Below are 26,341 nucleotides of genomic sequence, written 5' to 3' on the forward strand. Positions count from 1 at the left end.
TGCGTCTGCGTCCCTGTCGACGGCCGACACGCGCGTCTGCCTCAGAAGGGCCAGAGCGCGAGCAGCGACGGCGCGGCGAGCGCGAACAGCAGGAAGCGGACGAGGCGGCCGAGGAACGTCGCGGTGAGGAAGTGCCAGTAGGGCAGGCCGGCGGTGCCTGCGACCAGGCCGGCCACGTCGAAGGCCGGGTTGGGCACGGCCGCCAGGCCCGCGAGGGCGAAGAAGGCGGGCACCCGCCGCTCGCTCAGCGCGTGCAGCCGGCGGACGACCCGGCCCGCCCGCCCCTGCTGCGGCAGCACCGCCCGCCCCCGGCTGCCGACCCACCAGCCGGTCGACTCCCCGAGGGCCGCGCCTGCGGCTGCGAGCACGGCGACGAGCACCGGCCACTGCACGGTCGTCATGAGCTGCAGCACGACGGGGTTGTACGGGACGGGCACCGCGACCGTGAGGTTCGTGACGAGCGAGAGCACGAAGGAGCCCGCGTAGGAGTACTCCTCGACCGCGCGCAGCCAGCCGCGGACCGTCTCGGTGGCGAGCAGCGCGTACGCGCCGACGTTGAGGGCCACCACGAGCACGACGAGCGCCCACGCCCGCAGGCGGCGCGAGCGGCCCGGAGCCCGCGCCGCGACATCGCCCACCGGCTCAGCGTAGGGTCGCGCGCTCGCGCTCCGCGTCGAGCAGCGACTGCTTGACCGCGAGCCCCCACCGGTAGCCGGCGAGGGAGCCGTCGGAGCGGACGACGCGGTGGCAGGGCACGACCAGGGCGACCGGGTTGGTCGCGCAGGCCCGCGCCACGGCGCGCACGCTGGTGGGGCTGCCGATGCTGCGGGCGACCTCGGTGTACGTGCGCGTCTCGCCGGCGGGGATCTCCTGCAGGGCCCGCCACACCCGCGCCTGGAACGCCGTCCCGGCCACGTCGAGCGGGAGCCCGGACCCGGACCCGTCGCCCCGGTCGGCGGCGCGCCCGGCGGCGAGCGCCCGGACGGCGTCGAGGACGTGGACGAGAGCCGCGTCGTCGCGGTCCAGGTGCGCGTGCGGCAGCTCGTCGGCGACCTCGGCGAGCAGGTCCGCGACGGCCTCGTCCGCCCCGGCCCCGTCCGCGACGGCCTCGTCCGCCTCGGCCGCGCCGGGCAGGCCGGTCGCGGGGGCGCCGATGCGGACGGCGCAGATGCCGTCCGGGCTCACGACGACGAGGACGGGCCCGACGGCCGTCGGCGTCCAGGACCACTGCAGGTGCCGCCCGCGCCCGCCGTCGGCGTACTCCGCCGGGCTCATCCCGAGCCGGCGGCCGACCTCCTCGTAGAAGCCGCGCGCCGAGCCGTAGCCGGCCTCCCACACGGCGTCGCCCACGCTGCCGGCGGCGCGCAGGACCTCGCGGGCCCGACCCGTGCGGACGGCCCGGCCGTACTGCAGCGGGCCGACGTCGAGCACGGCGGCGAAGGCGCGGTGCAGCTGGCGCGGGCTGCACGCGGCCGCCCTCGCGAGGTCGGCGGCCGGGACCGGGCCGCCCGCGTCGTCCATCACCCGGCAGGCCGCCGCGACCCTCGCCCGGTCGTCGGCCGCCGCGCCGCGCGCCCCGGCGCCCGCCGCGCCGGTCGCGGGGCTCGGCGCGGCAGCAGGGGCGGGGCTCGTCGTCGTCACGTCGTCGACGGTAGGCCCGTCGGGGCGCGTCTCCCTCCCGATCTCCGCCGTCCGGCTTGACCGACGGCGCGTTCCTGCCGTTATGTAGGCGGTGACCCCCATCCCTGCCCAGGCTGCCGCACGGGACGTGCTCGTAACATGACGGAAACATCTCTCGGGCGCGCGCTCGCGCCCGCCCGCGACCGCGTCCGCGCGACCGCCGGCTCGCGCCGGCGGCACCTGCTGGGGCTGCTGTACGGCGACCACCTCGACGCCGCCGGGCTCGACGCGGTGGCCGACCGCCTCGACGCGCTGCTGCTCGAGGCGCCGCGGCCGACGCCGACGCGGCCGCTGGACGAGACCGACGCGTGGCTCATCGCCTACCCGGACCACGTGCGGGACACCTCCGGGGCCCGCAGCCCGCTCACGGCCCTCGCCGAGCTGGTGGACGCGCACCTGTCGCCCGCCGTCACGGGCGTGCACACGCTCCCGCTGCACCCGTCGAGCTCCGACGGCGGCTTCGCCGTCATGGACCACTCGCTCGTCGACCCCGCCCACGGGACCCGGCAGGACGTGCGCCGCCTCGCCGCGGGCGCCACGTGGATGGCGGACGCGGTCGTCAACCACGTGTCGGCGCAGGGCACGTGGTTCCGCGGCTGGCTCGCGGGCGACCCCGCCTACGACGGCTTCTTCCTCGTCCTCGACGACGCCACCGACACGCGCGCGGTGACCCGTCCCCGCACCAGCCCGCTGCGCACGGTCGTCGACCGGGTCGACGGCTCGACCGGGGTGTGGACGACCTTCTCCGCCGACCAGGTCGACCTCGACTACCGGGAGCCGCGGGTCCTGCTCGCCATGGTGGGCGCGCTGCTGGACTACGTCGGCCAGGGGGCGCGCGCCATCCGGCTCGACGCGATCGGCTTCGCGTGGAAGGACCCGGCGACGTCGTCGCTCAACCTGCCGGGCGCGCACCACCTCGTGCAGCTGTTCCGGGCGTGCCTGGACGAGGTCGACCCGGGGCTCGTGCTCGTGACCGAGACCAACGTCCCGCACGCGGAGAACGTCGCCTACCTGGGTCTGGACGGCGAGCGCGAGGCGCAGGCCGTCTACCAGTTCGCCCTGCCGCCGCTCGTGCTGCACTCCTTCGTGTCCGGCGACGCGCGCGTGCTGCGGCGCTGGGCCCGCGACCTGTGGTTCGCGGGGCCCGGCCGCACGTACCTCAACTTCCTCGCGAGCCACGACGGCATCGGCGTGCGCGCGGTCGAGGGCCTGCTCGACGACGAGGAGGTGCGGGCCCTCGTCGCCGCCACCGAGCGCGCGGGCGGTGCCGTCAACGCCCGTGCCCTGCCGGACGGGACCACCCGCCCCTACGAGCTCGCCACCACATGGGCGGCGGTCATCGGGGCGGGCCACGACGAGGCGACGGCGATGCGGCGGCACCTGTCGTCGTACGCGCTCGCGCTCGCGCTGCGCGGCGTGCCGCTGGTGTACCTGGGCGCTCTGCTGGCCGCCGGCAACGACACCGCGACCGCGGCGCGCACCGGCCACGCGCGCGACCTCAACCGGGCCCGCTGGGACGCCGCGGACCTCGAGCTGCTCCTCACCACCCGCGGCACGCGCGAGGAGGCGTCGCTGGCCGGGCTCAGCGACATGCTCCTGCTCCGTCGCTCCTACGCGGCCTTCTCCCCCGACGCCGAGCAGCGCGTGCACGGCGAGGACCCGGCGATCGTCGTCGTGGAGCGGGTGCCGCAGAGCGGCTGCCGCGCCGTCGTCGTCGTCAACACGGGCGACCGGGCGGTGCCGCTGGAGCTGCCCGAGGGCCGGTGGGCGCGCGTCGACTCCGGGGCGGACTTGCCCGGCGCGGCGCTCCTCGCCGGCGACCCGCTCGAGGCGTGGGGCAACGCCTGGTTCGTCGAGGTCCGCTGAGACGAGGGTCCCGACGGTGCCCGACGGGCCGTGACGGCGCTCGACGGCGCCCGGCGTCGGCGGCCGGTCCGTCGCGATCGGTCGTGGACGACCGGTTGCGGGACCACCTGTCCCGCCGTCGGTCACGCACGACCGTCTCGCGCACGACCGGCTCGCGCACGACCGGCTCGCGCACGCCACGGTCGTGCGTGAGGGACGGCCGTGCGCACCTCCACCACCCGTGGTCGTGCACGACCTACCCGCGCACCGGCACCTGGGCACGGGCGGGTGTACGGCGGCACCGGCCGGGGTAACCCCCCGCCATGGCGAACGCGATCGACGTGCAGAAGTACCTCTCCGGGGTCGACTACCCCGCCGACCGGGACGCGCTGGTGGCCCACGCGCGCGACAACGGCGCCCCCGACGACGTCGTCAGCCTCATCCAGGGCATCGACGACCGGGAGTACGACGGCCCGAGCGGCGTGAGCGGGCAGCTCAGCGGGGTGAGCTGAGCCCGTCGCGGACCACGCCGGCAGCCCGGTCGCCGGTCACCCGGACGCCTGCTCACGCAGCCCCATGAGCACCGTCTCGGTGCCGTAGACGACGAGCGAGTCCCCGGGTGAGAGGTGGGCGTCCCGTGCGGGCGCCCCCTCCCACCGACCGTCGGCGTGCTCGGTGCCGAGCACCGTGACCCCGTCGTCGGTGAGGCCGAGGTCGGCCAGCGGGGCGGCGGCGAGGCGGTCGCCCTCCGCGACCCTCACCTTGGCGACGCCCCACGGCCCGCGGAGGTGCAGCAGGGCGGTGTAGTCGCGCACCTCGAGGTCGGTCCAGCGCGTCAGGAGCCGGCGGATGACGCTCTCGAGCACGCGCCCGACCAGTCGGCTCCGCGAGAGCCAGACCAGCGCCGAGAGCGAGACGAGCAGGACCGCCACCCGCCGGAGACCGCCCACCGCCGTGTCGACGCCGGCGAACCCGAGCACGACGGCGCCGACCGCCGACACGGCGCCGGCGCCACCCAGCAGCATGAGGACCATGACGATGCGCCGCCGGGCCGGGTGGCCGACCACCGCCTCGGCCTCCGTCGTCGTGAAGCCCGTGCCCGTCAGCGCCGAGCGCGCCTGGAAGCGCGCCGTGTCGGGTGACATGCCGGTGAGGATGAACGCGATCGTCGCGACGCGCGTGATGACCATGCCGAGGACGGCGACGACGACGACGAGCAGGACGGCGGTCACGGGGCTCCCTCCCTCGGGCCTGCGGACACCCTGACCGCCGCAGCGCCTCGGCCGTCACCACGACACGCCGGGCCGGCGCGAGGCGGGGGCCGCTCACGACCCCACTGTCACCGCGGCGCGCCGGCAGGGGCGGCCGACAGGCGCCCGTCCAGGCGCCCGTCGCGGACCTGCACCACCTCGTCGAGCAGGCCCTCGGCGCGCAGCGCGTCGAGGTCGTCGAGGCGGTGGGTGACGAGCACGACGGTCCGGTCGCGCGCCGCGTCGAGCAGGTCCCGGACGAGGGCGTCCGCCGTCGCGGGGTCGAGGTTCGCGGTCGGCTCGTCGAGCACGACGACGGGGGCGTCGGCGAGCAGCACCCGCGCGAGCGCGAGCCGCTGGCGCTGACCACCCGACATCGCCGCGCCCCGCTCGCCGAGCCACGTGCCCAGCCCGTCGGGCAGGCGCTCCACCCACGCCGCCAGCCGTGCCCGGCGCAGCGCGTCCAGCAGGTCGTCGTCGGACGCACCGGGCCGGGCCAGGCGCAGGTTCTCCCGCAGCGTGGAGTCGAAGACGTGGGGCTCCTGCGCGCACAGCCCGACGACGCGCCGGACGTCGTCCCCGGCCACCGTGCGGACGTCGACGCCGTCGACGGTCACCGCCCCGGCCTCGACGTCGACGAAGCGCACGAGCACGGCGGCGAGGGTCGACTTGCCCGCGCCGCTCGGCCCGACGACCGCGACGTGACGACGGGGCGGCAGGTCGAGGTCGACGCCGACGAGGGCGGGCGAAGCCTGCCCCGGCCAGCGCGCGGCGACGCCGCGCAACCGCACGTGCGGCACCCCCGCGGGCTCGAGCGGCCGCGGTGCCGCGGGGTCCGGCACGGGCACGGGCGTGGTGACGACGCCGAGCAACCGGGCTCCCGCGCGGTGCACCCGCCGCCACGACGACAGCACCGCCGGCAGCAGCTGCACGACCTCGAACGCCGCGAGCGGCACGAGCACGACCACCGCGAGCCACACCCCGCCGAGCTCGCCCCCGCGCACGGCCGGCACCGCGACGAGCAGCATGACCCAGACGGTGGCGCCCGCGAGCAGCGCGGCCAGCCCCGCCCCGAGGCCGGCGGCGCCCGCCTGCGTGCCGGTGAGCGCGACGAGCGCGCGGTCACGTCGCTCGAGCGCGTCGAGACGGTCGGCCACCGCACCGGAGACGACGAGGTCGGGCAGGCAGCGCAGCAGCTCGACGACGTCGGCGGCGACCCGGCCGCGCTCGGCCGCGAGCGCGGCGTCGGCCCGCCGCGCGGCCCACGCCGTCGCGAGCGGCACAGAGACCCCCGCGACCACGAGCGCCGCCGCCAGCACCGCTCCCGCGACCGGCAGCACGAGACCGACGAGCAGCACCGACCCCGCCCCGACGACCGCGGCCGTGACGGCGGGACCGACCACGCGCAGCGGCAGGTCCTGCATGGTGTCGACGTCGTCGACGAGCCGGCTCAGCAGGTCGCCGCGGCGGAAGGCGGGCAGCCCGGCGGGTGCGAGCGGCTCGAGAGCGGTGTGCACCCGGACGCGCAGCGCCGCGAGCATGCGGAAGGCCGCGTCGTGCGAGGCGAGGCGCTCGAGGTAGCGGAAGGCCGCGCGCGACAGCGCGAGCGCACGGACGCCGACCACCGCGAAGGTGAGCGTGAGCACCGGCGGCTGCTCCGCGGCACGGGAGATGAGCCACGCCGCGCACGCCATGAGCCCGACCCCGCTGCCGAGCGACAGGACGCCCCACAGCACGCCGACCGCGCCCCGGCGGTGGTCGACGGGCACGAGGGCGAGGAGGCGGCGCAGGTCGCTCACGCGGTCACCGCCGCGACGGGCGTGCGCCCGAGGTCGACGACCCGGTCCGCCGCGGCCGCCACCGCCTCCCGGTGCACGACGACGAGCACGCAGCGCCCCGCGGCGAGCGCCCGGAGCGAGGCGACCACCCGCGCCTCGGTCGCCGCGTCGAGCTGCGACGTCGGCTCGTCGAGCAGCAGGACGTCCGCGCCGCCCGCGACGACCCGGCAGAACGCGCGGGCGAGACCGATGCGCTGCCGCTGCCCGCCCGACACGCCCACGCCGTCCTCCGCGAGCGCGCGGTCGGGGTCGAGGTCCTCGGCGGCCGCGAGCCGCAGCGCCAGGCGCACCGCGTCGTCGCCGGCGTCGGCGAGCCCCAGCCGGACGTTGTCCGCGAGGGTCCCCGCGACGAGGCCGGGTCGCTGCGGCGCCCACGCGACCCGGGCGTGCCACCGTGCGGGGTCCACCGCGGCGAGGTCGGTGGCGCCGAGGCGCACGGTGCCGGACGCGGCCGGCACCAGCCCGAGGACCGCGTGGAGCAGGCTCGTCTTGCCGCACCCGCTCGGGCCGGTGAGCGCGACGACCTCCCCGGGCGAGACGGTCAGCGAGGTCGGCGGCAGCACCGTGCCGCGGCCCTCGAAGGCGACGGACACGCCCTCGACGGCGAGGGCGGCCGAGCCGCGAGGCACGTCGAGCGGGCCGGTGCCGCGCGCCGGGACGGGCAGGTCGAGGACGTCGAGCGCGTGCGCGCTCGCGGCGACGCCCTCCGCCGCGGCGTGGTACGCGGCACCCACCTGCCGCAGCGGCAGGTACGCCTCGGGAGCGAGCAGGAGCACGACGAGCGCGGTGGTGAGCGTGACGTCGCCCGCGGCGAGGCGCAGCCCGACCGAGACCGCGACCAGCGCGACGGACAGCGTCGCCGCGAGCTCGAGCACGAAGGCGGACAGGAACGACACCCGCAGCACCGTCATGGTGCGCTGCCGGTAGTCGTCGGTGACCGCGGCGATGCGGTCGGCCTGCGCGCGGCCGCGCCCGAACGCGCGCAGCGTGGGCAGGCCGTCGACGACGTCGAGGAAGTGCGCGCCGAGCCGCTCCAGCGCCCGCCACTGCCTGCGCTGGGCGACCTGGGTCGTGAGGCCGACCAGCGCGAGGAAGAACGGCACGAGCGGCAGGGTGAGGAGCACGATCACGGCGCTCAGCAGGTCGGCCCACCCCATGGCGAGCAGCACCGCGCCGGGCACGAGGACCGACAGGACGAGCTGCGGCAGGTAGCGGGCGAAGTAGCCGTCGAGGGCGTCGACGCCGCGCCCGGCCACCTGCGCGAGCTCGCCGCTGCGCTGCCCCGACAGCCACGCGGGGCCCAGCCCGACGACGCGGCGCAGCAGCGCCGTACGCAGCTGCGCGCGGACCGCGGCGGCCGCGGCCGCGCTCGCGGCGTCCTGGCCCCACACCAGCAGACCGCGGGCCGCCACGACGACGGCGAGCGCGACCAGCTCGGCGCGCAGGTCACCGACACCCAGGCCGCCGAGGAAGACCTCGCTCAGCACGCGCGCGAGGAGCACGGCCTGCGCGACGACGACGAGCGCCTGCAGCGCCCCGAGCGCGACGGTGCCGAGCAGGAACGGCCACGTCGCGCGGGCGTGCCGCAGCAGCCGCGGGTCGAACGGCCGCCGACGGGCCGTGGGCGTCCCGGTGCCCGCGCCCGCGCCCGTGCTCGTCGCCTCAGGCACGCTGCGCGGGCACCGCGTCCGCCGCCCGCGCCCGCGGCACCAGCCCCGTGGCGGCCGGGATGTGGTCGGGCGCGATCCGGCGCCGGAACACGCGGTAGGTCCACACCTGGTAGGCGAGGACCACCGGCAGCATGACGACCGTCACCCAGGTCATGATCGTCAAGGTGTACGTCGTGCTCGACGCGTTCTCGACCGTGAGGCTGAAGGCGGGGTCGAGCGTGGAGGGCAGGACCGCGGGGAACAGGGCGACGAAGAGCGCCGCAACCGCCGCGAGCACCGTCGCCCCGCTGAGCGCGAAGCCCCAGCCCTCCCGCCGCGCCCACGTCGCGGCGAGCGCCCCGACGAGGCACACCGCGGCGACCCCGGACAGCACGAGCGTGGCCGTCGAGCCGTACGCCAGCGACGTCCACAGCAGGAAGACGACCGCGAGCGCCGCCGCCGCGACCCCGACCCGCAGGGCGACGACGCGGGCGCGCTCCCGCACCGGTCCCTCGGTCCGCATGGCGAGGAACACCGCGCCGTGGGTGAGGAACAGGCTGAGCGTCACGAGCCCGCCGAGCAGGCCGTAGGGGTTGAGCAGCGTGAGCAGCGGGCTGCCGACGTAGTTCATGTCGGCGTCGACGGGCACCCCCCGCACGATGTTCGCGACCGCGACGCCCCACAGCAGCGCGGGGAGCAGGGAGCCCACGACGATCGCGAGGTCCCAGCGGGCACGCCAGCGCGGGTCGTCCACCTTGCCGCGGTACTCGAAGGCGACGCCGCGGGCGATGAGCGCGAGCAGGATGACCAGCAGGGGCAGGTAGAAGCCGCTGAACAGCGTCGCGTACCAGTCGGGGAAGGCGGCGAACATCGCGGCGCCGGCCACGATGAGCCACGTCTCGTTCGCGTCCCACACCGGTCCGATCGTGTTGATCATGACTCGGCGGTCGGTCTCGGTCCGGCCGACGACGGGCAGCAGCCCGCCGACGCCGAAGTCGAACCCCTCGAGGAAGAAGTAGCCGGCGAAGAGCACGGCGACGGCGACGAACCAGATCTCGGGCAGCGACATGTCGGTCCTTCCTGCGGTGTCGTCGGGCTCAGTAGGCGAAGGCGAGGGGACGCCGTGCGCCGGTCCCGTCGGGCTCGTCGGTGTCGTCCTCGGAGGCGGCGGGGCCGCTCTCGAGCACCGGGGGGCCCGCCTTGGCGTAGCGGACGAGCAGCACGCCCTCGACGACGGCGAGCGCGGCGTACACGAGCGTGAACGCGGTGAGCGAGGTCAGCACCATCCAGCCGGCCACGGTGGGGCTCACGCCGTCGCGGGTGAGCTGCAGGCCGAAGACGATCCACGGCTGGCGGCCCATCTCGGTGAAGACCCACCCGATGATCGAGCCGAGCAGCGGCAGCGGGAACAGCCAGACGGCGGCCTTCCAGAACAGCGGGTGCTCGGGCAGCCTCCCGCGGCGCGTGAGCCACAGCCCGAGCGCGGCGAAGGCCACGTTGACCAGGCCGAGGCCGATCATGAGCCGGAACGACCAGTACGTGACGGGCACGATCGGCGCGTAGTCGCCGGGGCCGTACTGCTCCTCGTACAGCGCCTGCAGGTCGTTGATGCCCTCGACCTCGCCGTCGGGCGTGCCGGTCGCCATGAACGACAGCAGGTTGGGCACGCGCACGCTCCACAGCTCCTCGGAGCCGTCGAGCGTGCCGATCGTGAACACGGAGAAGGACGCGCTCTCCTGCGTGTCGTACAGGGCCTCTGCGGCGGCCATCTTCATGGGCTGCACCTGCGTCATGACCCGGGCGAGCAGGTCGCCGGAGGCGGCGAGCCCGAGGCCCGCGACGAGCGCGGTCACCATCGCCATGCGCAGCGAGGTGCGCATGAGGTCGGTCTCGCTGCGCCGCGCGAGGTGCCACGCGGCGACGGCCATGACGAGGGCGGCGGCCACGAGGTAGCACGCGAAGATCGTGTGCGGCCACGTGACGAGCGCGACGGGGTTGGTGAGGACGGCGACGACGTCGGTGAGCTCGGCGCGACCGCGCTCGGCGTTGACGGTGAACCCGACGGGGTTCTGCATCCACGCGTTGGCGGCGAGGATGAAGTACGCGCTCAGCGCCGTGCCGACGGCGACGAGCCAGATGCTCGCGAGGTGGACGAGGCGGGGCAGCCGGTCCCAGCCGAAGATCCACACGCCGAGGAAGGTCGCCTCGAGGAAGAACGCGAGCATGCCCTCCATCGCCAGCGGCGCCCCGAACACGTCGCCGACGAAGCGGGAGTAGTCCGACCAGTTCATGCCGAACTGGAACTCCTGGACGATGCCCGTCACCACGCCCATGGCGAAGTTGATGAGGAAGAGCTTCCCCCAGAACTTCGTCATGCGGAGGTACTTCTCCTGCCCCGTCCGCACCCACAGGGTCTGCATGACGGCGACGAGCCCGGACAGCCCGATCGTGAGGGGCACGAAGAGGAAGTGGTAGATCGTCGTCGCGCCGAACTGCAGCCTCGCGAGGAGCAGCGGGTCGAGGTCCATCGGTCCTCCTGTCGCACGGGCGGGTGGGGCCGGCCCCGTCGGCGACAGGTCCGAGCGTACGCCTGGCTTGTGAATGCATTCACAAGGGGGCTGCCACTCGAAGTGTCGACGGGCCGCCCCGCGTGCGCTCGGGACCTAGGTCCTGTCGATCACCACAGCCGCGCGGCCTCCAGCAGGCCCGCCGGCAGCCCGGCCGTGACGGCGACGAGGCCGACACGTGCCTGCACGTGGTCGAGCAGGTGGTGGGGGTGCCCGCCGCAGCCGGGCAGCCAGCCGGAGTCGTCGGCGACCTGGAGGACACGCTGCCCGTCGAGCAGCAGCGCCCGCGCGCGGCTCAGCACCCCTTCGTCCGCCTGTGCGAGGTCGGCCCGCGCCCACAGGTGGTCGGCGGCGGAGGCCTCCATGACGGCCGCCCCCACGTGAGCGGGCGCCACCAGCGCGTCGCAGCGCAGCGAGTCCGCGACGTCGGCGGCCGCCGGGCGCGCCGCGACGTCCGCCGCCCGGACGGCCTCGTGCACGAGGCGGGAGGCCACCGTGGCCGCGGCCGCGGCCGACACGTGCCAGCCCGCCCCCACGCAGGTCTCGACGGTGTCGGCGAGCCGCGCGTCGTCGGCCGGCCAGTCGAGCACCGCCGGCAGCCCGGCGGCCCGGGCCCGCACCGCCAGCCCCGCGTCGGAGACGAGGTCGGCGGTGCCGACGCCCGAGCAGCAGGCCGGCGCCCCCCACCGGTGCAGCGCGACCACCGCGTCGAGGGCGGAGTCCCCCTGCCACTCCAGGCGCTGGAAGCCGAGGCCCCGCGGGTCGAGCACGAGCGCGGCGTCGGCGTCGGCGACGGCCACGCCGAGCAGCGCGGCGACCCGCTCCCGCTCGGCCGGGGAGACGCCGTCGCGCAACGGACCGGACCGGCTGCCGCGTCGCACCACGCGACCAGCCTGCCAGCCGCCGCCCGCCCGGGCGCCCGCGGTCAGGCCGGGCGGGGCGCGTACATGATGACCGCGACGCCGACGAGGCAGACGGCGGCGCCGGTGAGGTCGTAGCGGTCGGGCCGGAAGCCGTCGACCGCGGCACCCCACGCGAGGGACCCGGCGACGAAGACCCCGCCGTAGGCCGCGAGCACCCGGCCGAAGGCCGCCTCGGGCTGCATCGTCGCGACGAGGCCGTACAGACCGAGCGCGGCCACGCCGAGCCCCACCCACAGCAGGCCCCGCTCCTCGCGCACCCCCTGCCACACGAGCCAGGCGCCCCCGATCTCGCAGAGCGCGGCGAGCACGAACAGCAGCACGGAGCCGAGGACCGTCATGGGCCCAGCCTGGCGCGAGCGCCCCGCTTCGTCCCGTCCCACGGGGGTACCCCGTCACCATGGACGAGCAGACCCACGCGAGCGGCACGACCGACGCGACGTCGCGGACGCCGCACTCCGACCCCGCGGCCCGCGACGCGACAGCCCGCACGGCACCCGGACGCGCCCTCGACGGCGGCACGGGGACCGGCGGGGAGCCGGCGCCGACGCAGCAGGTGCCGCGCGCCTCGTTCCGCGACGGCGTGCGCGCGCTCGCCACGGTGTTCCTCCCCGTCGCGGGCCGGGGCGCCATCACCCGCCGACCCGGCGTCGTCGGCCTCATCGAACGGGTCCAGGGCGACGCCGCCGCCGTCCGCACCATGCAGCACCTGCGCGACACGTACGGCCCCGGGCCCGTGCAGGTGGACCTCCGCCTCCGTCGGCTCGTGTTCGTGCTCGACCCCGGCGACGTCCACCGCGTCCTCGACGGCACGCCCGAGCCGTTCCGGGCCGACACGAGGGAGAAGCGCGCGGCCCTCGGGCACTTCCAGCCCGAGGGCGTGCTCGCCTCCGCCCCCGAGGAGCGCACATACCGTCGGCCCTTCAACGAGGCCGTCCTCCAGTCCGGGCGGACCGTGCACGAGATCGGCGGGCGGACGCGGACGACCGTGGCCGAGGAGGTCGCGGTGCTGCGCGAGCAGCTGCGACACGACCCGGAGCTCGACTGGGACCGCTTCGTCGCCACCTGGTGGCGCGTCGTGCGGCGCGTGGTGCTGGGAGACGGCGCGCGCGACGACGAGGCCCTCACCGACCGCCTGCTCGCGCTGCGCCGCCACGGGAACTGGGCCTACCTGCGCCCGGCGGACCGCACGCTGCGGAACCGCTTCCTCGACGGGGTCCGCTCGCGCGTCGAGGCCGCCGACGACGGGAGCCTCGCGGCGGTGGCCCGGCGCACCCCCGCCCCCGACGGCACCGAGGTGCACCAGCAGGTGCCGCAGTGGCTGTTCGCCTTCGACGCCGCCGCCTGGGCGACCTTCCGCGCCCTCGCGCTGGCCGCGACCCACCCGGAGGCCGTCGAGCGGCTGCGGGGCGAGCTCGACGACGCACCCGACCTGCCCTACGGGCGCAGCGTGGTGCTGGAGTCGCTGCGGTTGTGGCCGACCACGCCGGCGATCCTCCGCGACACCGACGCCGACACCGTGTGGCACGGGCGCACGCTCCCCGCGGGCGCCTCGCTCATGGTCTTCGCCCCGTTCTTCCACCGCGACGGCGAGCGGCTGCCCGAGGCCCACCGCTTCGCCCCCGCGCTCTGGCTGCGCGACCGCGGGCACGACGAGCACCCTCTCGTCCCGTTCAGCGGCGGCGCGGCGATCTGCCCGGGCCGCAACATCACCCTGCTCGTGGCGAGCCAGGTGCTCTCGCAGCTGGTGGCCGAGCACGACCTCCGGCTGCTGCGCGGCCCGCTGCGCCCGGACCGCCCGGTGCCGGCGACGCTCGACCCGTTCCGGTTGCGCTTCGCCCACGCGCCCCGCGCGACCGCCTGAGGCCGGGCGGACCGCTGCCCGCGCTCGCCGACAGCGGAACCCTCTCGACACCCGTCCGCCGGTGGCCTTCACTGCGCCCGTGGAGGCCACCCCGCTCGCCCTGTCCGCCGCCGTGCTCGCGGCCGAGGCGGAGGGGCCCCCACCCTTCCTCGTCTCCACGGCCGTGCTCGTGGTGGCCGCGGCCGTCATCGGCTACGTGTCGGTTCGCGCGAAGGTCGTGCCCATCGTCGGGTTCCTGCTCGCCGGCGTCGTCATCGGCCCCGCCCAGCTCGGCATCGTCGGCGAGGTCGAGACCGTCGAGGCGGCGGCCGAGGTCGGCGTCATCTTCCTGCTCTTCATCATCGGCATCGAGTTCTCCCTCGAGCGCCTCACGGCCATGCGCACGTGGATCGTGCTCGGCGGGCTGCTGCAGGTCGGCCTCGCCGTGGGGGCGGTCGCCGGGATCTGCCTGGCGCTCGGGGTCGGCTGGCGCGACGCGGTCTTCACAGGCTTCCTCGTGTCGCTGTCGAGCACCGCGATCGTGCTCAAGCTGCTGGGCGACGCGCGTGAGACGACGACCGTGCGTGGTCGGCTGGCCGTCGCGCTGCTGGTGTTCCAGGACCTCGCCGTCGTCGCGATGGTCCTGTTCGTGCCGCTGCTCGGCGCGGGAGCCGGCGAGGGCGAGGGCTCCTCGACCGGCGAACTCGTCCTCGCGCTGCTCACGGCGGTCGGCATCATCGCGGTGGTGCTCGTCGGCGCCCGGCGCGTGCTGCCGCCACTGCTGGAGCGCGTGGCGCGCACGTGCTCGCCGGAGGTCTTCCTGCTCACCGTGCTCGCGGTGTGCTTCGGCACGGCGACCCTGACGGCGCTGGCGGGGGTGTCGGTGTCGCTCGGCGCGTTCCTCGCCGGTCTCCTCGTGAGCGAGTCGCGGCTCAGCTCGCAGGCGCTCGGGGAGATCCTGCCCCTGCAGATCCTCTTCTCCGCCGTCTTCTTCGTGTCGGTCGGCATGCTGCTCGACGTCCGCTTCGTCCTCGCCAACCTCCCGGTCGTCGTGGCGGGCGTGCTCGGGCTCTTCGTCGTCAAGCTGCTGACGACGTGGCTCGCGGTCGGGGTGCTGAGACGCGCGTCGAGCGGCATCGGGGCGGGGCCCGCCCTCGGGTCGGCGCTGCTCCTCGCGCAGATCGGCGAGTTCTCCTTCGTGCTGGAGACCGTCGGGCGCACCTCCGGCCTGTCGCCGGCCGGCCTGGGCGAGGACGGCTCGCAGGCGTTCATCGCGGCCTCGGTCATCCTGCTCATCGCCACGCCCGCGATGGCCGCTCTCGGCCGGCGGGTCGAGGCCCGGCTCGAGGGCCGCGACGACGCCCGCCGGCAGGCGGCGGCCGCGGCGGCCCGCGCAGAGTCCCCGGCCGGTCAGGCCGCGGACGACGGCACCGGCTCCCCCGGTGGACCGGGCGACCGGGACGACGGCCAGGTGCTGCTGTCGGGCTGGGGGCCCGCGACCCGGGCGGTCGCGCGGGAGCTGCGGGCCCGCGGGGTCGACCTGACCGTCACGACGCTCAACCCGGACGGGGCGGCGGAGGCCGAGGCGGACGGGCACCGCGTCGTCATGGGCGACTCCAGCAAGCAGGCCGTCCTGGAGATGGCCGGCCTGGAGCGGACGCGGCTGCTCGTCGTGGCCGAGGACGACTCCGAGCAGACCCTGCAGATCGCGGGGGTCGTCGCGGGCCTCGCGCGCTACGACGTACCCGTGGTCGCCCGCCCGCTCGGCGGCACGGACGTCCGCCGGCTCGTCGGGGCCGGCGTGCACCGGGTCGTCGACCCCGAGGGCGCGTCGCGCCACGCCCTCACCAAGGCGGTGCTCAGCGCCCTCGGCGACGCGGGCGGGCCGCTGCCGCGGGTGCTGCTGCCGGTGGCCGGAGAGGCCGGCGAGGGGGCCACGAGCACGGTGGACATGTCCCGGGTCGTCGTCGTCCACCCCGACCCGCAGCAGCCGGCGTGCCGCCACCTCGACCCCGTGCCCCCCGTCCTTCCGACCGCGGTCGGGTGCGAGGAGTGCCTGCGCCTCGGTACGTCGTGGGTGCACCTGCGGGTGTGCACGGCGTGCGGCACGGTCGGCTGCTGCGACTCCTCCCCCGGCCAGCACGCCCGTGGCCACGCCGGCGAGTGGGGCCACCCCGTGGTGGCCTCGCTGGAGCCGGGCGAGACCTGGGCGTACTGCTTCGAGGACCGCATGACCGTCGACGGGCAGGACGGCGGCGCGGGGTCCGCCTAGGAGCCTGGGCGGCTACTCCTTGTCGAGCGAGGACGGCTTGTGCACCGCCTCCTTGCCCGACTTGTCGCTCTTGACGAGGTACTGCGGGTCGTCGTCGGAGGCCTTCACCGTGCGGCCCGCCTCCTCGGTCTCCGAGGTGATCTTCTTCTCCACCTCGCCGTGGGTGGTCGTGCCGTGCGTCTTCCAGCTGACCTCGTCGCCCTTTTTCAGGTTGTCTGCCATGCCAGGGGATACCCCGGGGCCCGCCGGCCGACACACCGGCCCGGGTCCCGGGGTTGTGTCCGGGGTGGGCGGACCCTTGACCACGTCCTGCCGACGCCCCGACCGAGGAGGCCCCGTGCTCCTGCTCTCCGCCGCCGACGTGCACGACCGTGCCGACGCCGAGGCCCTCGCCCGCCTCGAGGAGCGGCCGGGGCTGCGCGAGGCGTTCGAGGCCGAGCGCGCCGAGGCCCGCCCCGACCGGCGCACGCTGTACTTCGAGGCACGCGGCGGCTGGCGCTGGGTCGACCTGTGCGACGCGTGCGGCACGGAGCTCGGCGAGCTCGAGGACAAGCCGTCGCTCGTCGCCCTGTGCGAGGACTGCGACGCCGAGCACGCCTCGCTCGACGTCGTCCTGGACGGCGACGCGGCCGCCGAGCTCGACGCCGCGCTGCGCGACGACGACGCCGACGCCGACGGGCTGCTCGGCCTCGGCCCGGGGCTCGACGACAGGAACGTGGGAACCAGCCAGTCCCTCCACCGCGCCGGCTGACGGCGGCGCGCACCGGGACCGCACCGGGTGCCCCGACCCGGCCGGCGGTGTTGGCTGACGCCATGGCGGTCGACGAGCAGCCCCTGCACCCGATCACGCGCCGGCTGCAGGAGGTGCACGACGAGCTGCTCGACGACAGCGGCGGCGAGATCCGCTCGAGCATCCCCGCGCTGCAGGAGGCCGACCCCGAGCAGCTCGCGGTGGCCCTGTGCACCGCCGACGGCCACCTGCACGGCGCAGGCGACGTCGAGGCCCGCTTCACCATCCAGTCGATCGTCAAGCCCTTCGTGTACGCCCTCGCCCTCGCCGACTCCGGGCACGACGCGGTCCTCGAGGCCGTCGGGGTCGAGCCCACGGGCGAGGCGTTCAACGCCCTCGTCCTCGAGGAGGTGACGGGGCGCCCGCCCAACCCGATGGTGAACGCCGGGGCGATCCTCACCGGCTGCCTCGTCGCCGGCGACGACGCCGAGGCGCGCAGGGCGCGGATCCGTGACGGCGTGTCGGCCTTCGCCGGTCGTCGCCTCGACGACGACGAGCGCGTCAGCGAGTCGGAGAAGGGCGCCGGGGAGCGCAACCGGGCGCTCGCCTGGCTCATGAAGGCGGAGGGGTCCCTGCCCTACGACGTCGAGGAGGCGCTCGACGTCTACGTCTTCGCGTGCTCGCTGCTCGTCGACGTCCGGGACCTCGCGGTCATGGGCGCCACCCTCGCCGCGGGCGGGCTCAACCCGCTCACCGGGGAGCAGGTCGTGCCGGCGACGGTCGACCGGACCGTCCTGTCGGTCATGGCGACGTGCGGCATGTACGACGGCGCCGGCCGCTGGTTCACCGAGGTCGGGCTGCCCGCCAAGTCCGGCGTCGCGGGCGGCATCGTCGCCGTGCAGCCGGGCCAGCTCGGCATCGGCGCCTTCAGCCCCCGACTGGACGAGCACGGCAACAGCGTGCGCGCCGCGAGAGCGTGCCGGCTGCTGTCGGACCGCCTCGGCATGCACGAGCTCCGACCGGCCGGCAAGGGGCTGCCGGTCGTCGCCGGCCACGAGCGGCACGAGGGCGGTCGCCTGCACGTGCTGCGGCTGCAGGGCCCCCTCACCCTGCGCAACGCCGACGAGGCGTGCTCGGCCCTGCTCGCGGCGCGCACGCAGCTGCTGGCGGACGGCGGCGGCTGGCTCGTCGTCGACCTCACCGGGGTCGGCTGGCTGCACGAGCCCGCGGTGGACCTGCTGGAGGAGACCGTGCGGACCGTGGAGGACGCGGGCATCAGGGTGCGGCTCGTCGACCGCGACCGGGGCAACTCCCCGGACTGGGAGGGGTCGACGCCGAACAGCACCGAGGACAGCCTCGAGGCCGCGGTGGGCGCCTGCGAGGAGGAGATGGCCCGGACCTGACGGACCGAGGGGCTCAGGGCCTCGGTGCGGCGGCGGTGCGGGTGCGGACCCACGTGACGACGGCGTCGAGCACGCGCGGGTCGAGCGGTCGGCGCACCTCGCTGCGGTAGTGCCGCAGCGAGGCGGTGCCCGGCTGGTGCCGCAGCAGGTGCGACACGTCCGGCACGACGATTGTCTCGACCGGGCCGTCGACGAGGCGTCCCACCACCGCGACGTCGGCGGGGTCGCTCTGGACGTCCTTGCCCCCACCGACGGCCAGGACCGGCACCCGGATCCGGCGCAGGTCCTCGCGCGGGTCGTAGGCCATGAACTCCCGGTGCCAGCGGGCGTTGACGCGGGCGCCCCCGATGCGCGCGACGTCCGTCGTCGTCGCCCGGATGCGGTCGTGGTTGCGCCGCACGCTGCGGACGAGGTCGGTGCGCAGCAGCCGGAGCACGAGGCGGACCGGAGCGGGCAGCGTCGGGGCGATCTGCTCCGCCTGCCACACCAGCACCTCCTCGCCGGGGCGCGCGGTCGGGCTCAGCAGCACCACACCGGCCACCGGCGTCGTGGGCCGCGCCGCCAGCACGGTGGCGAGCAGGGCGCCCTCGCTGTGGCCCACGAGCAGCAGGTGCCCGGCGTCGACCGCAGGGTGCGTCGCGAGCAGGTGGAGCGCCGCGCGGGCGTCGTCGGCCGCGTCCACGAGCCCCGGAACGCGCCAGTCACCGGGGCTGTCGCCCGTGCCGCGCTTGTCGTACCGGAAGCTCGCGACGCCCGCTGCCGCCAGCGCCTCCGCGAGCGCCCGCGTGATGCCGAGCGGCATGCGCCGGGCGTCGGAGTCGCGGTCGACGGGACCGGACCCCGGCAGCAGGAGGACGGTGGGGAACGGACCCGCCCCGGGGGGCAGCAGGAGAGTGCCCGCGAGGGGGCCGGCAGGCCGCTCGACGACGAGTGGGACGTCCGAGACGGTGGGCGGGGCGGGCGCGGTCACGGGGTGATCGTTCTCGGCGTTGCGACCGATGTCAATCTCGATAACAATCAAGGGTGGCGTCGGCCGACCTCCTCCTGCACCCGGTGCGCATCCGCGTCGTCCAGGCCCTCCTCGGCGGCCGTGACCTCACCACGGCCGGCCTGCGGGAGCTGCTGCCGGACGTCGCCGTCGCGACGCTGTACCGGCACGTCGCAGCGCTGGTCGAGGGCGGCGTCCTCCGGGTCGTCGAGGAGCGTCCGGTCCGCGGCAGCGTCGAGCGCACGTTCGGACTGGTCGCCGGGGCGGCGAGCATCGGCCCCGAGGAGCTGCGTCGGATGACGGCGGAGGAGCACCGGGCCGCGTTCCTCGCCTTCTCGGCGATGCTCATCGCGGACTTCGACCGCTACCTGGCCGACGGCACGCGCGACGGCGGCTCGCTGGACCCGGCCGCCGACCGCACCGGCTACCGGCACGCCGTCATGCACCTCAGCGACGAGGAGGTCGACGGCCTGCTCGGGGAGCTCGCCGAGGTCCTCGGGCGCTACCGCGAGCTGCCCGAGGCGCCCGGCCGGACGCGCCGTGCGCTGAGCACGGTGCTGCTGCGTGGCTGACCGCCCTCGTCCGCGCGCGCGGCGCGGAGCGGTCAGCCCGTCGGGTCGGAGCTCCGTGAGGACAGCGCGTCGCGGAGCCGGTCGACCATCCCGGCCCCGAGGCCGACCGTCTTGTGGAACAGCTCGCTGTTCGGCGCCGAGGGGTGCGGCCGCGTGGGCGACACCTTCTTCGCCTTCGCCACGCGCCGGGCCATGTCCACGAGCTCGTCGTGCGGGACGTGCGCCCGGAGCTCGGGGAACTGCTCGGACTCCTCGTCGGCGACGTGGTCGCGCAGCACCTCCTCGACGCGCGCGACGGTGGTGACGAACTCGTCGTCGGCGGGGTCCGCGGCCTCCAGCCGCTTCAGCAGCACCTCGAGCTCCTTGTGCTCCTCGGTGTCGTGCTGCACCTTCGCCTCGCCGTCGGGCAGGTGGTCGCGCATGGCGGGGTACACCCACATCTCCTCCGCGACCGCGTGCCGCACGAGCTCGGCGACGAGGGTGTCCGCGAGCTCCTTCTGCTGCTCCGCGTCACGCGTGGAGCGGATCTGCCCCAGCAGCCCGAGGAACTCCTCGTGGTCGGCGCTCAGCAGGTCGACGACGTCGGGCTCGGACGTGGTGTCGGCGGTGCTCGTCATGCGGGGGCCGTACCCCCGGCGCCGGCCGCCATGCGGTGGGCGCCGGGGAGCCCCGTCACACGTGCTCAGCGGCCGAGCAGACCCCCGAGACCGCCCCCGCCGCCGAGCTTCGCGAGCAGGTCGGACGGGTCGAGGCCGAGCCGCTGCAGCAGGCCGCCGTGCTGCTCCGTGTCCACCTGCTGAGGCAGCTCCTGGTCCGCCTGCTGCGCCTTGTCGTGGTCGCCCTGCTGACGGAGCAGGTCGAGGATCTGCGACTTGTCGATCTGCACGGTGCCTCCTGGGTCGGGTCGGCACCGGGCGTGCCGACGCCTGCGGCGTACCCGCGCCCGTGGTGTCCACACCTCGCCCTTGCGTCGGGCGGTCGTGGTCCTCCGTGCGACCGGGGCGCGCCCTGCTGGTCCCTCTACAGCCAGCGCGGCAGGGTGGGTAGGTCGCCATCGTCGGTGGCGAGCCGCGACCTGCCGGCGTCACGGCCCGCGAGCCACAGGACGAGCTCGGCGCGGGTGCCGCGGACGGTCGGGCCCGGCTCCGCCCCGAGCCGCGCCGTCACCTCGGCGTCGGTGGCGGCGAGCACGACGTTCGGGCAGCCGGCCTCGCGCGAGAGGGTGGCGGCCACGTCGGAGAGCAGCTCCTCGAGCAGGCCCGGCGGTGCGTCGGCGAGCGCGTCGGCGGGGTCGCCGAGCCCGAGGTCCGCGGCGTGGAGCCACACCTCGCGCGTGCGCAGCCACGGCAGCAGCGCGGCGCGCACGCGCGCGCCACGCCGGCCCCGTACCTCCGCGTCCCACGCGCCGTCCTCGCCCACCCCGACCAGGGCCCGGTCCAGCGCCGCCGCGCTGTCGCGCACGTCGGCGGCGAGCGCCGGCGCGGGCGCCGCGGCCGTCCGCGCGATGTCCGCGTCGCGCGCCTCCGGCGAGGCGTACATCGGGGTCTCGTCACCGGTGCGGGCCCAGTGCGCGAGCCGGCCGAGCGCCTCGGCGTTCCGCGCGACGTGGGCGACGACGTGCGCCCGCGTCCACCCGGGCAGCAGGCTCGGGGCACGCGCCGCCTCGTCGTCGAGCCCGTCGACGAGCCCGAGCAGCCGGCCGGTGCCCTCGCGCGCCCAGCGCAGCGTGGTGCCGGGGTCGTGGCGCGCCGCCCCCGCCACGCCTCAGCCCTCGAGCCGGCGCAGCCGCGTGACGTCCGGGTCGCCCTCGATGAGCCGCGGCAGGTGCTCGCGGAGGTCGAGCACCCACGGCGTGCGGTCGTGGGCGGCGTGCGCGGCCGCGTCGGCCCACTCCTCGACGAAGGTGAGACGCAGCGGGTCGTCGGGGTGCTCGTGGAGGTCGTAGCGCAGGCAGCCGTCCTCGGTGCGTGTCAGCCCGGCGAGCGTGAGCAGGCGCTGCCGCAGCTCCGCCAGGCCGTCGGCACGCGCCGTGAAACCCACCACGAGCACGAGGGGACCGTCCGTCACCACGTCGTCACCCACGCAACCAGCGTACGGGGCGCACGCCTACCCTGCCCCGGTGCCGACCGCGACGCCCGTGAGCCCGAGCGCGCTCGCGGGCCTCGTCGTGTCGCGCTGCGGACCGCTGCTCGACACCGCCCGCGAGCGCGGCGTCGCCGTGAGGGTGGGCGTCGACGGCGCCCTCGACGACACGACCGGGCCCCTCGCCGACCTCGTCGCCGAGGCGGCTCTCGCCGCGGGCGTCGGGGTCGTGAGGGTCCGGGCGCGGGACTTCCTCCACCGCCGCTCGGTGCGCCTCGAGCACGGCGCCGGCGACGTCGACACCGCCTACGAGCGGTGGGTGGACTGGGCCGCGCTGCAGCGGGAGGTGCTGGAGCCGCTCGCCGACCCCGCGCGGCTCGGTTGGCTGCCGCGCCTGCGGGACCCGGACGACGACCGTCCCGCCCGCGAGGCCGTCCGGCCTGCGGCACCGGGCGTGCTGGCCGTCGTCGACGGGCCGTACCTGCTGCGCTGGGAGCTGGCCGGGGACCTCGACCTCGTGCTCCACCTCGACACCTCCGACGCGGCCCTGCGGCGCGCGGTCCCGGAGGGGGACCCGAGGCCGGGGGCGTGGCGCCGCTACGTCGAGGAGACGGACCCGGCCGGGCGCGCCGACCTCGTGGTGCGGGCCGAGCACCCGGGGCGACCGGCGCTGCTCAGCGGCTGAGGACGGTCTCCTGCCGCGCGGACGGCACGACGCCCTCGCGCTTGGAGCGGTACATCTCCCGGTCGGCCCGGGCGAGCACGACCGACGCGTCCTCGGGCGCGCTGCCGCCGGACGGGTGCGCCACCCCGATGCTCATGCCCACCTCGACGAGACCCGCGCTGGTGGCGATCGGCGCCCGCACCGCCGCCCGCAGCCGGTCGGCCACGACCGGCACCTCGGCGGGCGCGAGCCCCTCGCACAGCACGACGAACTCGTCGCCCCCGAGCCGGGCGACCGTGTCGCTCGGCCGGACCGCGCCGTGCAGCCGCTCCGCGACCGTGACGAGCACCTCGTCGCCGACCGTGTGGCCGTGGGTGTCGTTGACGTGCTTGAAGCGGTCGAGGTCGCAGAACAGCAGGGCGTGAGTCGACCCGTCGCGGGCCGCCACCGCGAGGGCGTGCCCGAGTCGCTCGACGAGCAGCACCCGGTTCGCGAGGCCGGTGAGGGCGTCGTGCAGCGCCATCGCCGTCAGGCGCTCCTCGACGGCCCGGCGCTCGCTGAGGTCCTCGACCTGGCACACCAGCTGCCGCCCGCCGTCCGCGGCCGTCACGGCCCCGACCGACACCGCACCCCACAGCTCGTCGCCGCGGCGGTGCGCGAAGCGCAGCGTCACCCTCGCGTTCGCGCGCTCGCCCAGGAGGACGGCGCGGCGGACCTCGTCGGCCTCGGCGACGTCGTCCGGGTCGAGCACCGCCGCGAGGGGGCGGCCGAGCAGCTCGCCGCGGCTGCGGCCGAGCCACGCGCAGCAGGCGGGGTTGACGTCGACCCACGTGCCGTCGCCGTCGACGACGGCCATCGGGGTCGGCGCCTGCGAGAAGGCGCTGCGGAAGCGCTCCTCGCTGCTGCGCAGCGCCGCCTCGCGGCGACGGCGCTCGGTGACGTCCTCCATGACGACGACGGCGCCGAGGAGCGTGCCGTCGGAGGCGACGAGCCGCCGCGCGTCGGCCACGGCCGTGCGCGGCCCGTGCCCGGTGGCCACGATGACGAACTCCGCCCCCTCCACCTGCCCCTCGACGAGCGCCCGCAGCAGCGGCACCCGCTCCGGCGTGAGCGGCGTGGTCCCGTCGGGCTCGAACAGGTCGTAGTGCGCGGGCAGGTCGGAGGGGGCGAGGGTGGGGTCGGCGTCCACGCCGTGCCAGCCGCGGGCGGTCCGGTTGAAGTGGGTGACGTGCCCGCCGGCGTCGCACACGACGATGCCGACCGCCACGGACTCCAGGACGGTGTCGAGGAGCTCGGCGCGCTCCTCCAGGGTCGCGTGCACGAGGGCCATGAGGTCGCGCTGCTCGGCGAGCTCCACCGCCTGGTGGGCGTGGGACCGGCTCTCGCGCTGGCGCTCGAACAGCGCCACGACGAGCGCGGCGCAGTCGTGCAGCCGCTGCAGCTGCCGCTGCGTCAGCGTGCGGGCGACGGTGTCGAACACGCACAGGGTCCCGAGCACGTGCCCGGCCGGGGTCAGCAGGGGCACCGAGGCGTAGAAGCGCACGGCCGCGTAACGGCCCGTCACCCACGGGTTGGCCGCGAAGCGGACGTCGAGGCTGGCGTCCGGGACCCAGACCGCCGCGCCCGCGCGCACGGTCACGTCGCACATGGAGTCCGCGCGGGCCGAGTCCGCCCCGTCGAAGCCGACGGTCGTGAGCTGGCACTGCCGGGACGCGTCGAGCAGGTTGAGCGTGGCGGTCGGCACGCCCGCGACGTCCGCGGCCAGGCGGACCACGGCCTCCAGCTCGGCGGAGGCGGGGGTGTCGAGCACCCCGTAGCCGTGGAGCTCCTCGAGCCGCGCGCGCTCCCGCGCGTCGTACACGTCCTCAGCGCCCACCGTCCTGCTCCTCCTCCCCCTGGTCGAGGGAGGTCATCGGCACGACGGTTGGTCCTCCTGAGCGACCCGCGCTGGGCCGGACGGGTGACGTCCCGACGGGTCGGGCGGGCGGGTCAGAGCCGGTGGTGCGCGAGAAGCCGCCGGGCGGTCTCCTGGTCGCTGTCGCGCAGGGCGGGCGGGTCGAGCACGAAGGAGCCGGCGCCCGCCACCGCGAGGACGAGGCCGACGCGCTCGGCCACGGGCGGCAGGACGTCCGCCGCGAGCAGGACACCGTCCTCGTCGGCGGCCTCGACGCGGACCTCCTCGGCGAAGCGCTCGACCACCCAGGCGCGCTCGGCGGGCAGGACGAGGCGCACGGTCGTCGGCGTGCGGGCGGCGGCCATGCGCTCCTCGGCGTCGGCCGGCCGCTCGAAGGTCTGCTCGAGGACCTCGTGCTCGCGCACGCCCGAGACGAGGTACGTGCGGGGACGCCCGTCGGCGTCCAGCGGGCCGGCGTCGACCTCGTAGCCGCGTCGCGTGCTGACGACCCGGTACGGCTCCACGACCCGCTCCACCACACCGGGGTGCCAGGCTCGCGCGTACACCAGCCGGACGCGTCGGTGCGCGGTCGCGGCGGAGCGCAGGTCCGCGGCGACGTCGGCACCGACGAGCACGGACCCCCCGAGGACCGGCTGCCCGTCGGGGCCCGCCGCCGTGGCGAGCCCGTCGACGCCGCCGAGCACCGACGCACCGAGCCGGTCCACCGCGGACGCGAGCGCGGCGTTGCCCGGCTCGAGCGCCGACAGCTCCGAGGCCGCGCGGTACAGCACGCCGAGCTCGGCCGGGGAGAGGAACGCGACGCCGAGCTCGTCGAGCGGGCTGTCGTCGACGAGCCGCACGGTCGTGGCCGCCGCGAGGTCGGCCTCGGCGAGGTCGCCACCCGGTCCGGGGGCGAGGAACTCCAGCGCGCACGAGCGCAGCCCGACCGCGCCGGCGTCGACGACGTCGGCGAGGAAGAACACCTCGAGCTCCTCGCGCAGCTGCGCCTCCCCCACCTCCAGCTCGGCGGCGAGGTCCCCGATAGGGAGGCCGTCGGGGTGGTGGCGCAGCACGTGCAGCGCGCGCGGCACGTGCGCGAGCCGGCTCGCGTAGCGGGCGACGCCGCTCACCGCGCGCCACCCAGCACGCCGAGGAGGTGCGTCCGCACCTGCTCGCGCAGGTCCTCCGGCCCGACGAGCCGCACGCGGCTGCCCAGCTCGTACAGCCGGCCGCGGAACGCCTCGCGGTGCGTGACGGGCACGCGCAGCAGCACGGGCAGGTCGACGTCGTCGGGACCCGGTGGGTCCGGCAGCACCTCGGCCGCACCCAGCATGGCCCGCACGTGCGGCACGTGCTCCGGCGCCGTCCGCAGCAGCGCGTCCACCGGCGGGTCGACCTCCCACGTGACGGGGTCGATGGCGAGGTGCGCGCCGGGGGGCACAGGCTCGGCGGTGCCGGGTCGGTCCAGCCTCACCCCCGTCATGCGGTCGAGCCGGAAGGTCTTCACGTCCGCGCCCCGCCCGTCCTGCGCGGCGCCCACCACCTCACGGGCCCGCAGGTACCACCCGCCCGCACGGAGGTGGACCTGGTACGGGTGCACGACGCGGGCGGTCCCGCGGTACGTGAAGCGCAGCAGGCAGCGGCGCGCGACCGCCCGCTGGACCGTCTCCGGGTCGCCCGCACCCGAGGTGCGCGGCACGAAGCCCGCTTCACGGTCGGCGTCGTCCCCGAGGCCGGACAGGTCGGCCGCCCGCGCGACCCGCTGCAGCTCGGCCTGCTCCTCCACGGAGAACTGCACGCGCAGGCGCAGGTCCGCGGCGAGCAGCCGGTAGGCGGCCGGGTCGCCCGGCGACGCGACGTTGCGGATCTCCCAGCCGAGGCGCGTGAGGTGGCCGATGTCGCGCGTCAGCTGCCGTCGACGGTCCTCGACGTCCTCGGCGCCGTACCCGACGTGGGCGAGGAGCCGGTCTGTGGTGGCCGTGCGCCCCGGCGAGCGCGACAGCACGAAGAGGATCTGCGTGAGCCGCTCCATGGGCCCGCGCTGGTCCCGCCCGCCCGCGGCGGGAGCCCGCCCGGCCGCCCCCGAGCCGGCGCGCACGTCCGAGCCCACGTCCCCGTCCACGCGTGCATGCTGCCCGTAGGGT

General features: G+C 76.4%; 26 protein-coding genes. 8 read left to right on the forward strand and 18 right to left on the reverse strand.

Annotated features, from left to right (window positions below; all coding sequences use genetic code 11):
• Positions 1 to 41 precede the first annotated feature (41 nt).
• Positions 42 to 638, reverse strand: coding sequence for a VTT domain-containing protein (locus tag WAA21_RS03175; RefSeq protein WP_336921303.1), 597 nt, complete (start codon positions 636 to 638; stop codon positions 42 to 44).
• A 4-nt stretch (positions 639 to 642) separates the two neighbouring features.
• Positions 643 to 1,641: a methylated-DNA--[protein]-cysteine S-methyltransferase gene (locus WAA21_RS03180; protein ID WP_336921304.1), complete on the reverse strand. Its 999-nt coding sequence runs from the start codon at positions 1,639 to 1,641 to the stop codon at positions 643 to 645.
• A gap of 138 nt (positions 1,642 to 1,779) precedes the next feature.
• Here WAA21_RS03180 and WAA21_RS03185 point away from each other — a divergent pair, with 138 nt between their 5' ends.
• Positions 1,780 to 3,546, forward strand: a complete 1,767-nt coding sequence (locus tag WAA21_RS03185) for an alpha-amylase family glycosyl hydrolase (RefSeq protein WP_336921305.1) — start codon at positions 1,780 to 1,782, stop codon at positions 3,544 to 3,546.
• Positions 3,547 to 3,848: 302 nt separating this feature from the next.
• Positions 3,849 to 4,037, forward strand: a complete 189-nt coding sequence (locus tag WAA21_RS03190; RefSeq protein ID WP_336921306.1) for a DUF2795 domain-containing protein — start codon at positions 3,849 to 3,851, stop codon at positions 4,035 to 4,037.
• A 36-nt stretch (positions 4,038 to 4,073) separates the two neighbouring features.
• On the opposite strand, the gene WAA21_RS03195 is transcribed toward WAA21_RS03190, so the two are convergent.
• The 7 genes from WAA21_RS03195 to WAA21_RS03225 form a co-directional block, all read right to left on the reverse strand.
• Positions 4,074 to 4,757, reverse strand: a complete 684-nt coding sequence (locus WAA21_RS03195; RefSeq protein ID WP_336921307.1) for a hypothetical protein — start codon at positions 4,755 to 4,757, stop codon at positions 4,074 to 4,076.
• A 107-nt stretch (positions 4,758 to 4,864) separates the two neighbouring features.
• Positions 4,865 to 6,574, reverse strand: coding sequence for a thiol reductant ABC exporter subunit CydC (cydC, locus tag WAA21_RS03200; protein WP_336921308.1), 1,710 nt, complete (start codon positions 6,572 to 6,574; stop codon positions 4,865 to 4,867).
• Positions 6,571 to 8,283 (reverse strand): thiol reductant ABC exporter subunit CydD, encoded by a 1,713-nt coding sequence (gene cydD / locus WAA21_RS03205; protein WP_336921309.1) that lies wholly within the window; start codon positions 8,281 to 8,283, stop codon positions 6,571 to 6,573. The genes cydC and cydD overlap by 4 nt, the downstream gene beginning before the upstream one ends.
• On the reverse strand, positions 8,276 to 9,331 hold the full coding sequence (cydB, locus tag WAA21_RS03210) for a cytochrome d ubiquinol oxidase subunit II (RefSeq protein WP_336921310.1): 1,056 nt from the start codon (positions 9,329 to 9,331) through the stop codon (positions 8,276 to 8,278). The genes cydD and cydB overlap by 8 nt, the downstream gene beginning before the upstream one ends.
• Before the next feature lie 28 nt (positions 9,332 to 9,359).
• Positions 9,360 to 10,790 carry a cytochrome ubiquinol oxidase subunit I gene (locus WAA21_RS03215; RefSeq protein ID WP_336921311.1) on the reverse strand — a complete coding sequence of 477 codons (1,431 nt, stop codon included), beginning with the start codon at positions 10,788 to 10,790 and terminating at the stop codon, positions 9,360 to 9,362.
• A gap of 149 nt (positions 10,791 to 10,939) precedes the next feature.
• Positions 10,940 to 11,713 (reverse strand): hypothetical protein, encoded by a 774-nt coding sequence (locus tag WAA21_RS03220; RefSeq protein ID WP_336921312.1) that lies wholly within the window; start codon positions 11,711 to 11,713, stop codon positions 10,940 to 10,942.
• Between the two features lie 41 nt (positions 11,714 to 11,754).
• A complete protein-coding gene (locus tag WAA21_RS03225; RefSeq protein ID WP_336921313.1) occupies positions 11,755 to 12,090 on the reverse strand; it encodes a YnfA family protein in 336 nt (111 codons plus the stop codon).
• Positions 12,091 to 12,149: 59 nt separating this feature from the next.
• Here WAA21_RS03225 and WAA21_RS03230 point away from each other — a divergent pair, with 59 nt between their 5' ends.
• Both WAA21_RS03230 and WAA21_RS03235 read left to right on the forward strand, forming a co-directional pair.
• Positions 12,150 to 13,613 (forward strand): cytochrome P450, encoded by a 1,464-nt coding sequence (locus tag WAA21_RS03230; protein ID WP_336921314.1) that lies wholly within the window; start codon positions 12,150 to 12,152, stop codon positions 13,611 to 13,613.
• Between the two features lie 79 nt (positions 13,614 to 13,692).
• Positions 13,693 to 15,864 (forward strand): cation:proton antiporter domain-containing protein, encoded by a 2,172-nt coding sequence (locus tag WAA21_RS03235; RefSeq protein WP_336921315.1) that lies wholly within the window; start codon positions 13,693 to 13,695, stop codon positions 15,862 to 15,864.
• 12 nt (positions 15,865 to 15,876) lie between these two features.
• Here the strand turns inward: WAA21_RS03235 and WAA21_RS03240 are convergent, their stop codons facing one another.
• A complete protein-coding gene (locus WAA21_RS03240) occupies positions 15,877 to 16,086 on the reverse strand; it encodes a DUF2945 domain-containing protein (protein ID WP_336921316.1) in 210 nt (69 codons plus the stop codon).
• A 115-nt stretch (positions 16,087 to 16,201) separates the two neighbouring features.
• Here WAA21_RS03240 and WAA21_RS03245 point away from each other — a divergent pair, with 115 nt between their 5' ends.
• Together WAA21_RS03245 and glsA are read left to right on the forward strand one after the other, a co-directional pair.
• Positions 16,202 to 16,615, forward strand: coding sequence for a hypothetical protein (locus tag WAA21_RS03245; RefSeq protein ID WP_336921317.1), 414 nt, complete (start codon positions 16,202 to 16,204; stop codon positions 16,613 to 16,615).
• Positions 16,616 to 16,677: 62 nt separating this feature from the next.
• Positions 16,678 to 17,997, forward strand: a complete 1,320-nt coding sequence (glsA, locus tag WAA21_RS03250; protein ID WP_336921318.1) for a glutaminase A — start codon at positions 16,678 to 16,680, stop codon at positions 17,995 to 17,997.
• Positions 17,998 to 18,010: 13 nt separating this feature from the next.
• On the opposite strand, the gene WAA21_RS03255 is transcribed toward glsA, so the two are convergent.
• Positions 18,011 to 18,967: an alpha/beta hydrolase family protein gene (locus WAA21_RS03255; protein WP_336921319.1), complete on the reverse strand. Its 957-nt coding sequence runs from the start codon at positions 18,965 to 18,967 to the stop codon at positions 18,011 to 18,013.
• A gap of 53 nt (positions 18,968 to 19,020) precedes the next feature.
• Between WAA21_RS03255 and WAA21_RS03260 the strand changes: the two genes are divergently transcribed.
• Complete coding sequence (locus WAA21_RS03260) at positions 19,021 to 19,557, forward strand: helix-turn-helix domain-containing protein (RefSeq protein ID WP_336921320.1); 537 nt, start codon at positions 19,021 to 19,023, stop codon at positions 19,555 to 19,557.
• Positions 19,558 to 19,589: 32 nt separating this feature from the next.
• Here WAA21_RS03260 and WAA21_RS03265 read toward each other — a convergent pair whose 3' ends face one another.
• The 4 genes from WAA21_RS03265 to WAA21_RS03280 all read right to left on the reverse strand — a co-directional run bounded on the left by WAA21_RS03265 (position 19,590) and on the right by WAA21_RS03280 (position 21,639).
• On the reverse strand, positions 19,590 to 20,174 hold the full coding sequence (locus WAA21_RS03265) for a hemerythrin domain-containing protein (protein ID WP_336921321.1): 585 nt from the start codon (positions 20,172 to 20,174) through the stop codon (positions 19,590 to 19,592).
• A gap of 65 nt (positions 20,175 to 20,239) precedes the next feature.
• On the reverse strand, positions 20,240 to 20,443 hold the full coding sequence (locus WAA21_RS03270) for a hypothetical protein (RefSeq protein WP_336921322.1): 204 nt from the start codon (positions 20,441 to 20,443) through the stop codon (positions 20,240 to 20,242).
• Between the two features lie 134 nt (positions 20,444 to 20,577).
• The gene (locus WAA21_RS03275; RefSeq protein WP_336921323.1) at positions 20,578 to 21,318 is read right to left on the reverse strand and encodes a maleylpyruvate isomerase family mycothiol-dependent enzyme; all 741 of its coding nucleotides are present in this window, start codon (positions 21,316 to 21,318) and stop codon (positions 20,578 to 20,580) included.
• Positions 21,319 to 21,321: 3 nt separating this feature from the next.
• Positions 21,322 to 21,639: a putative quinol monooxygenase gene (locus tag WAA21_RS03280; protein ID WP_336921324.1), complete on the reverse strand. Its 318-nt coding sequence runs from the start codon at positions 21,637 to 21,639 to the stop codon at positions 21,322 to 21,324.
• Positions 21,640 to 21,676: 37 nt separating this feature from the next.
• On the opposite strand from WAA21_RS03280, the gene WAA21_RS03285 reads away from it, so the two are divergent.
• Complete coding sequence (locus WAA21_RS03285) at positions 21,677 to 22,324, forward strand: uridine kinase (protein WP_336921325.1); 648 nt, start codon at positions 21,677 to 21,679, stop codon at positions 22,322 to 22,324.
• On the opposite strand, the gene WAA21_RS03290 is transcribed toward WAA21_RS03285, so the two are convergent.
• The 3 genes from WAA21_RS03290 to WAA21_RS03300 all read right to left on the reverse strand — a co-directional run bounded on the left by WAA21_RS03290 (position 22,314) and on the right by WAA21_RS03300 (position 26,319).
• Positions 22,314 to 24,179 (reverse strand): sensor domain-containing diguanylate cyclase, encoded by a 1,866-nt coding sequence (locus WAA21_RS03290; RefSeq protein WP_336921327.1) that lies wholly within the window; start codon positions 24,177 to 24,179, stop codon positions 22,314 to 22,316. The two genes, WAA21_RS03285 and WAA21_RS03290, sit on opposite strands and share 11 nt — an antisense overlap.
• Before the next feature lie 113 nt (positions 24,180 to 24,292).
• Complete coding sequence (locus WAA21_RS03295) at positions 24,293 to 25,327, reverse strand: helix-turn-helix transcriptional regulator (protein WP_336921328.1); 1,035 nt, start codon at positions 25,325 to 25,327, stop codon at positions 24,293 to 24,295.
• Positions 25,324 to 26,319, reverse strand: coding sequence for a helix-turn-helix transcriptional regulator (locus WAA21_RS03300; RefSeq protein WP_336921329.1), 996 nt, complete (start codon positions 26,317 to 26,319; stop codon positions 25,324 to 25,326). Before WAA21_RS03300 ends, WAA21_RS03295 begins: the two co-directional genes overlap by 4 nt.
• Between the last annotated feature and the right edge of the window lie 22 nt (positions 26,320 to 26,341).

Source organism: Aquipuribacter sp. SD81 (assembly GCF_037153975.1).
Lineage (GTDB): Bacteria > Actinomycetota > Actinomycetes > Actinomycetales > JBBAYJ01 > Aquipuribacter.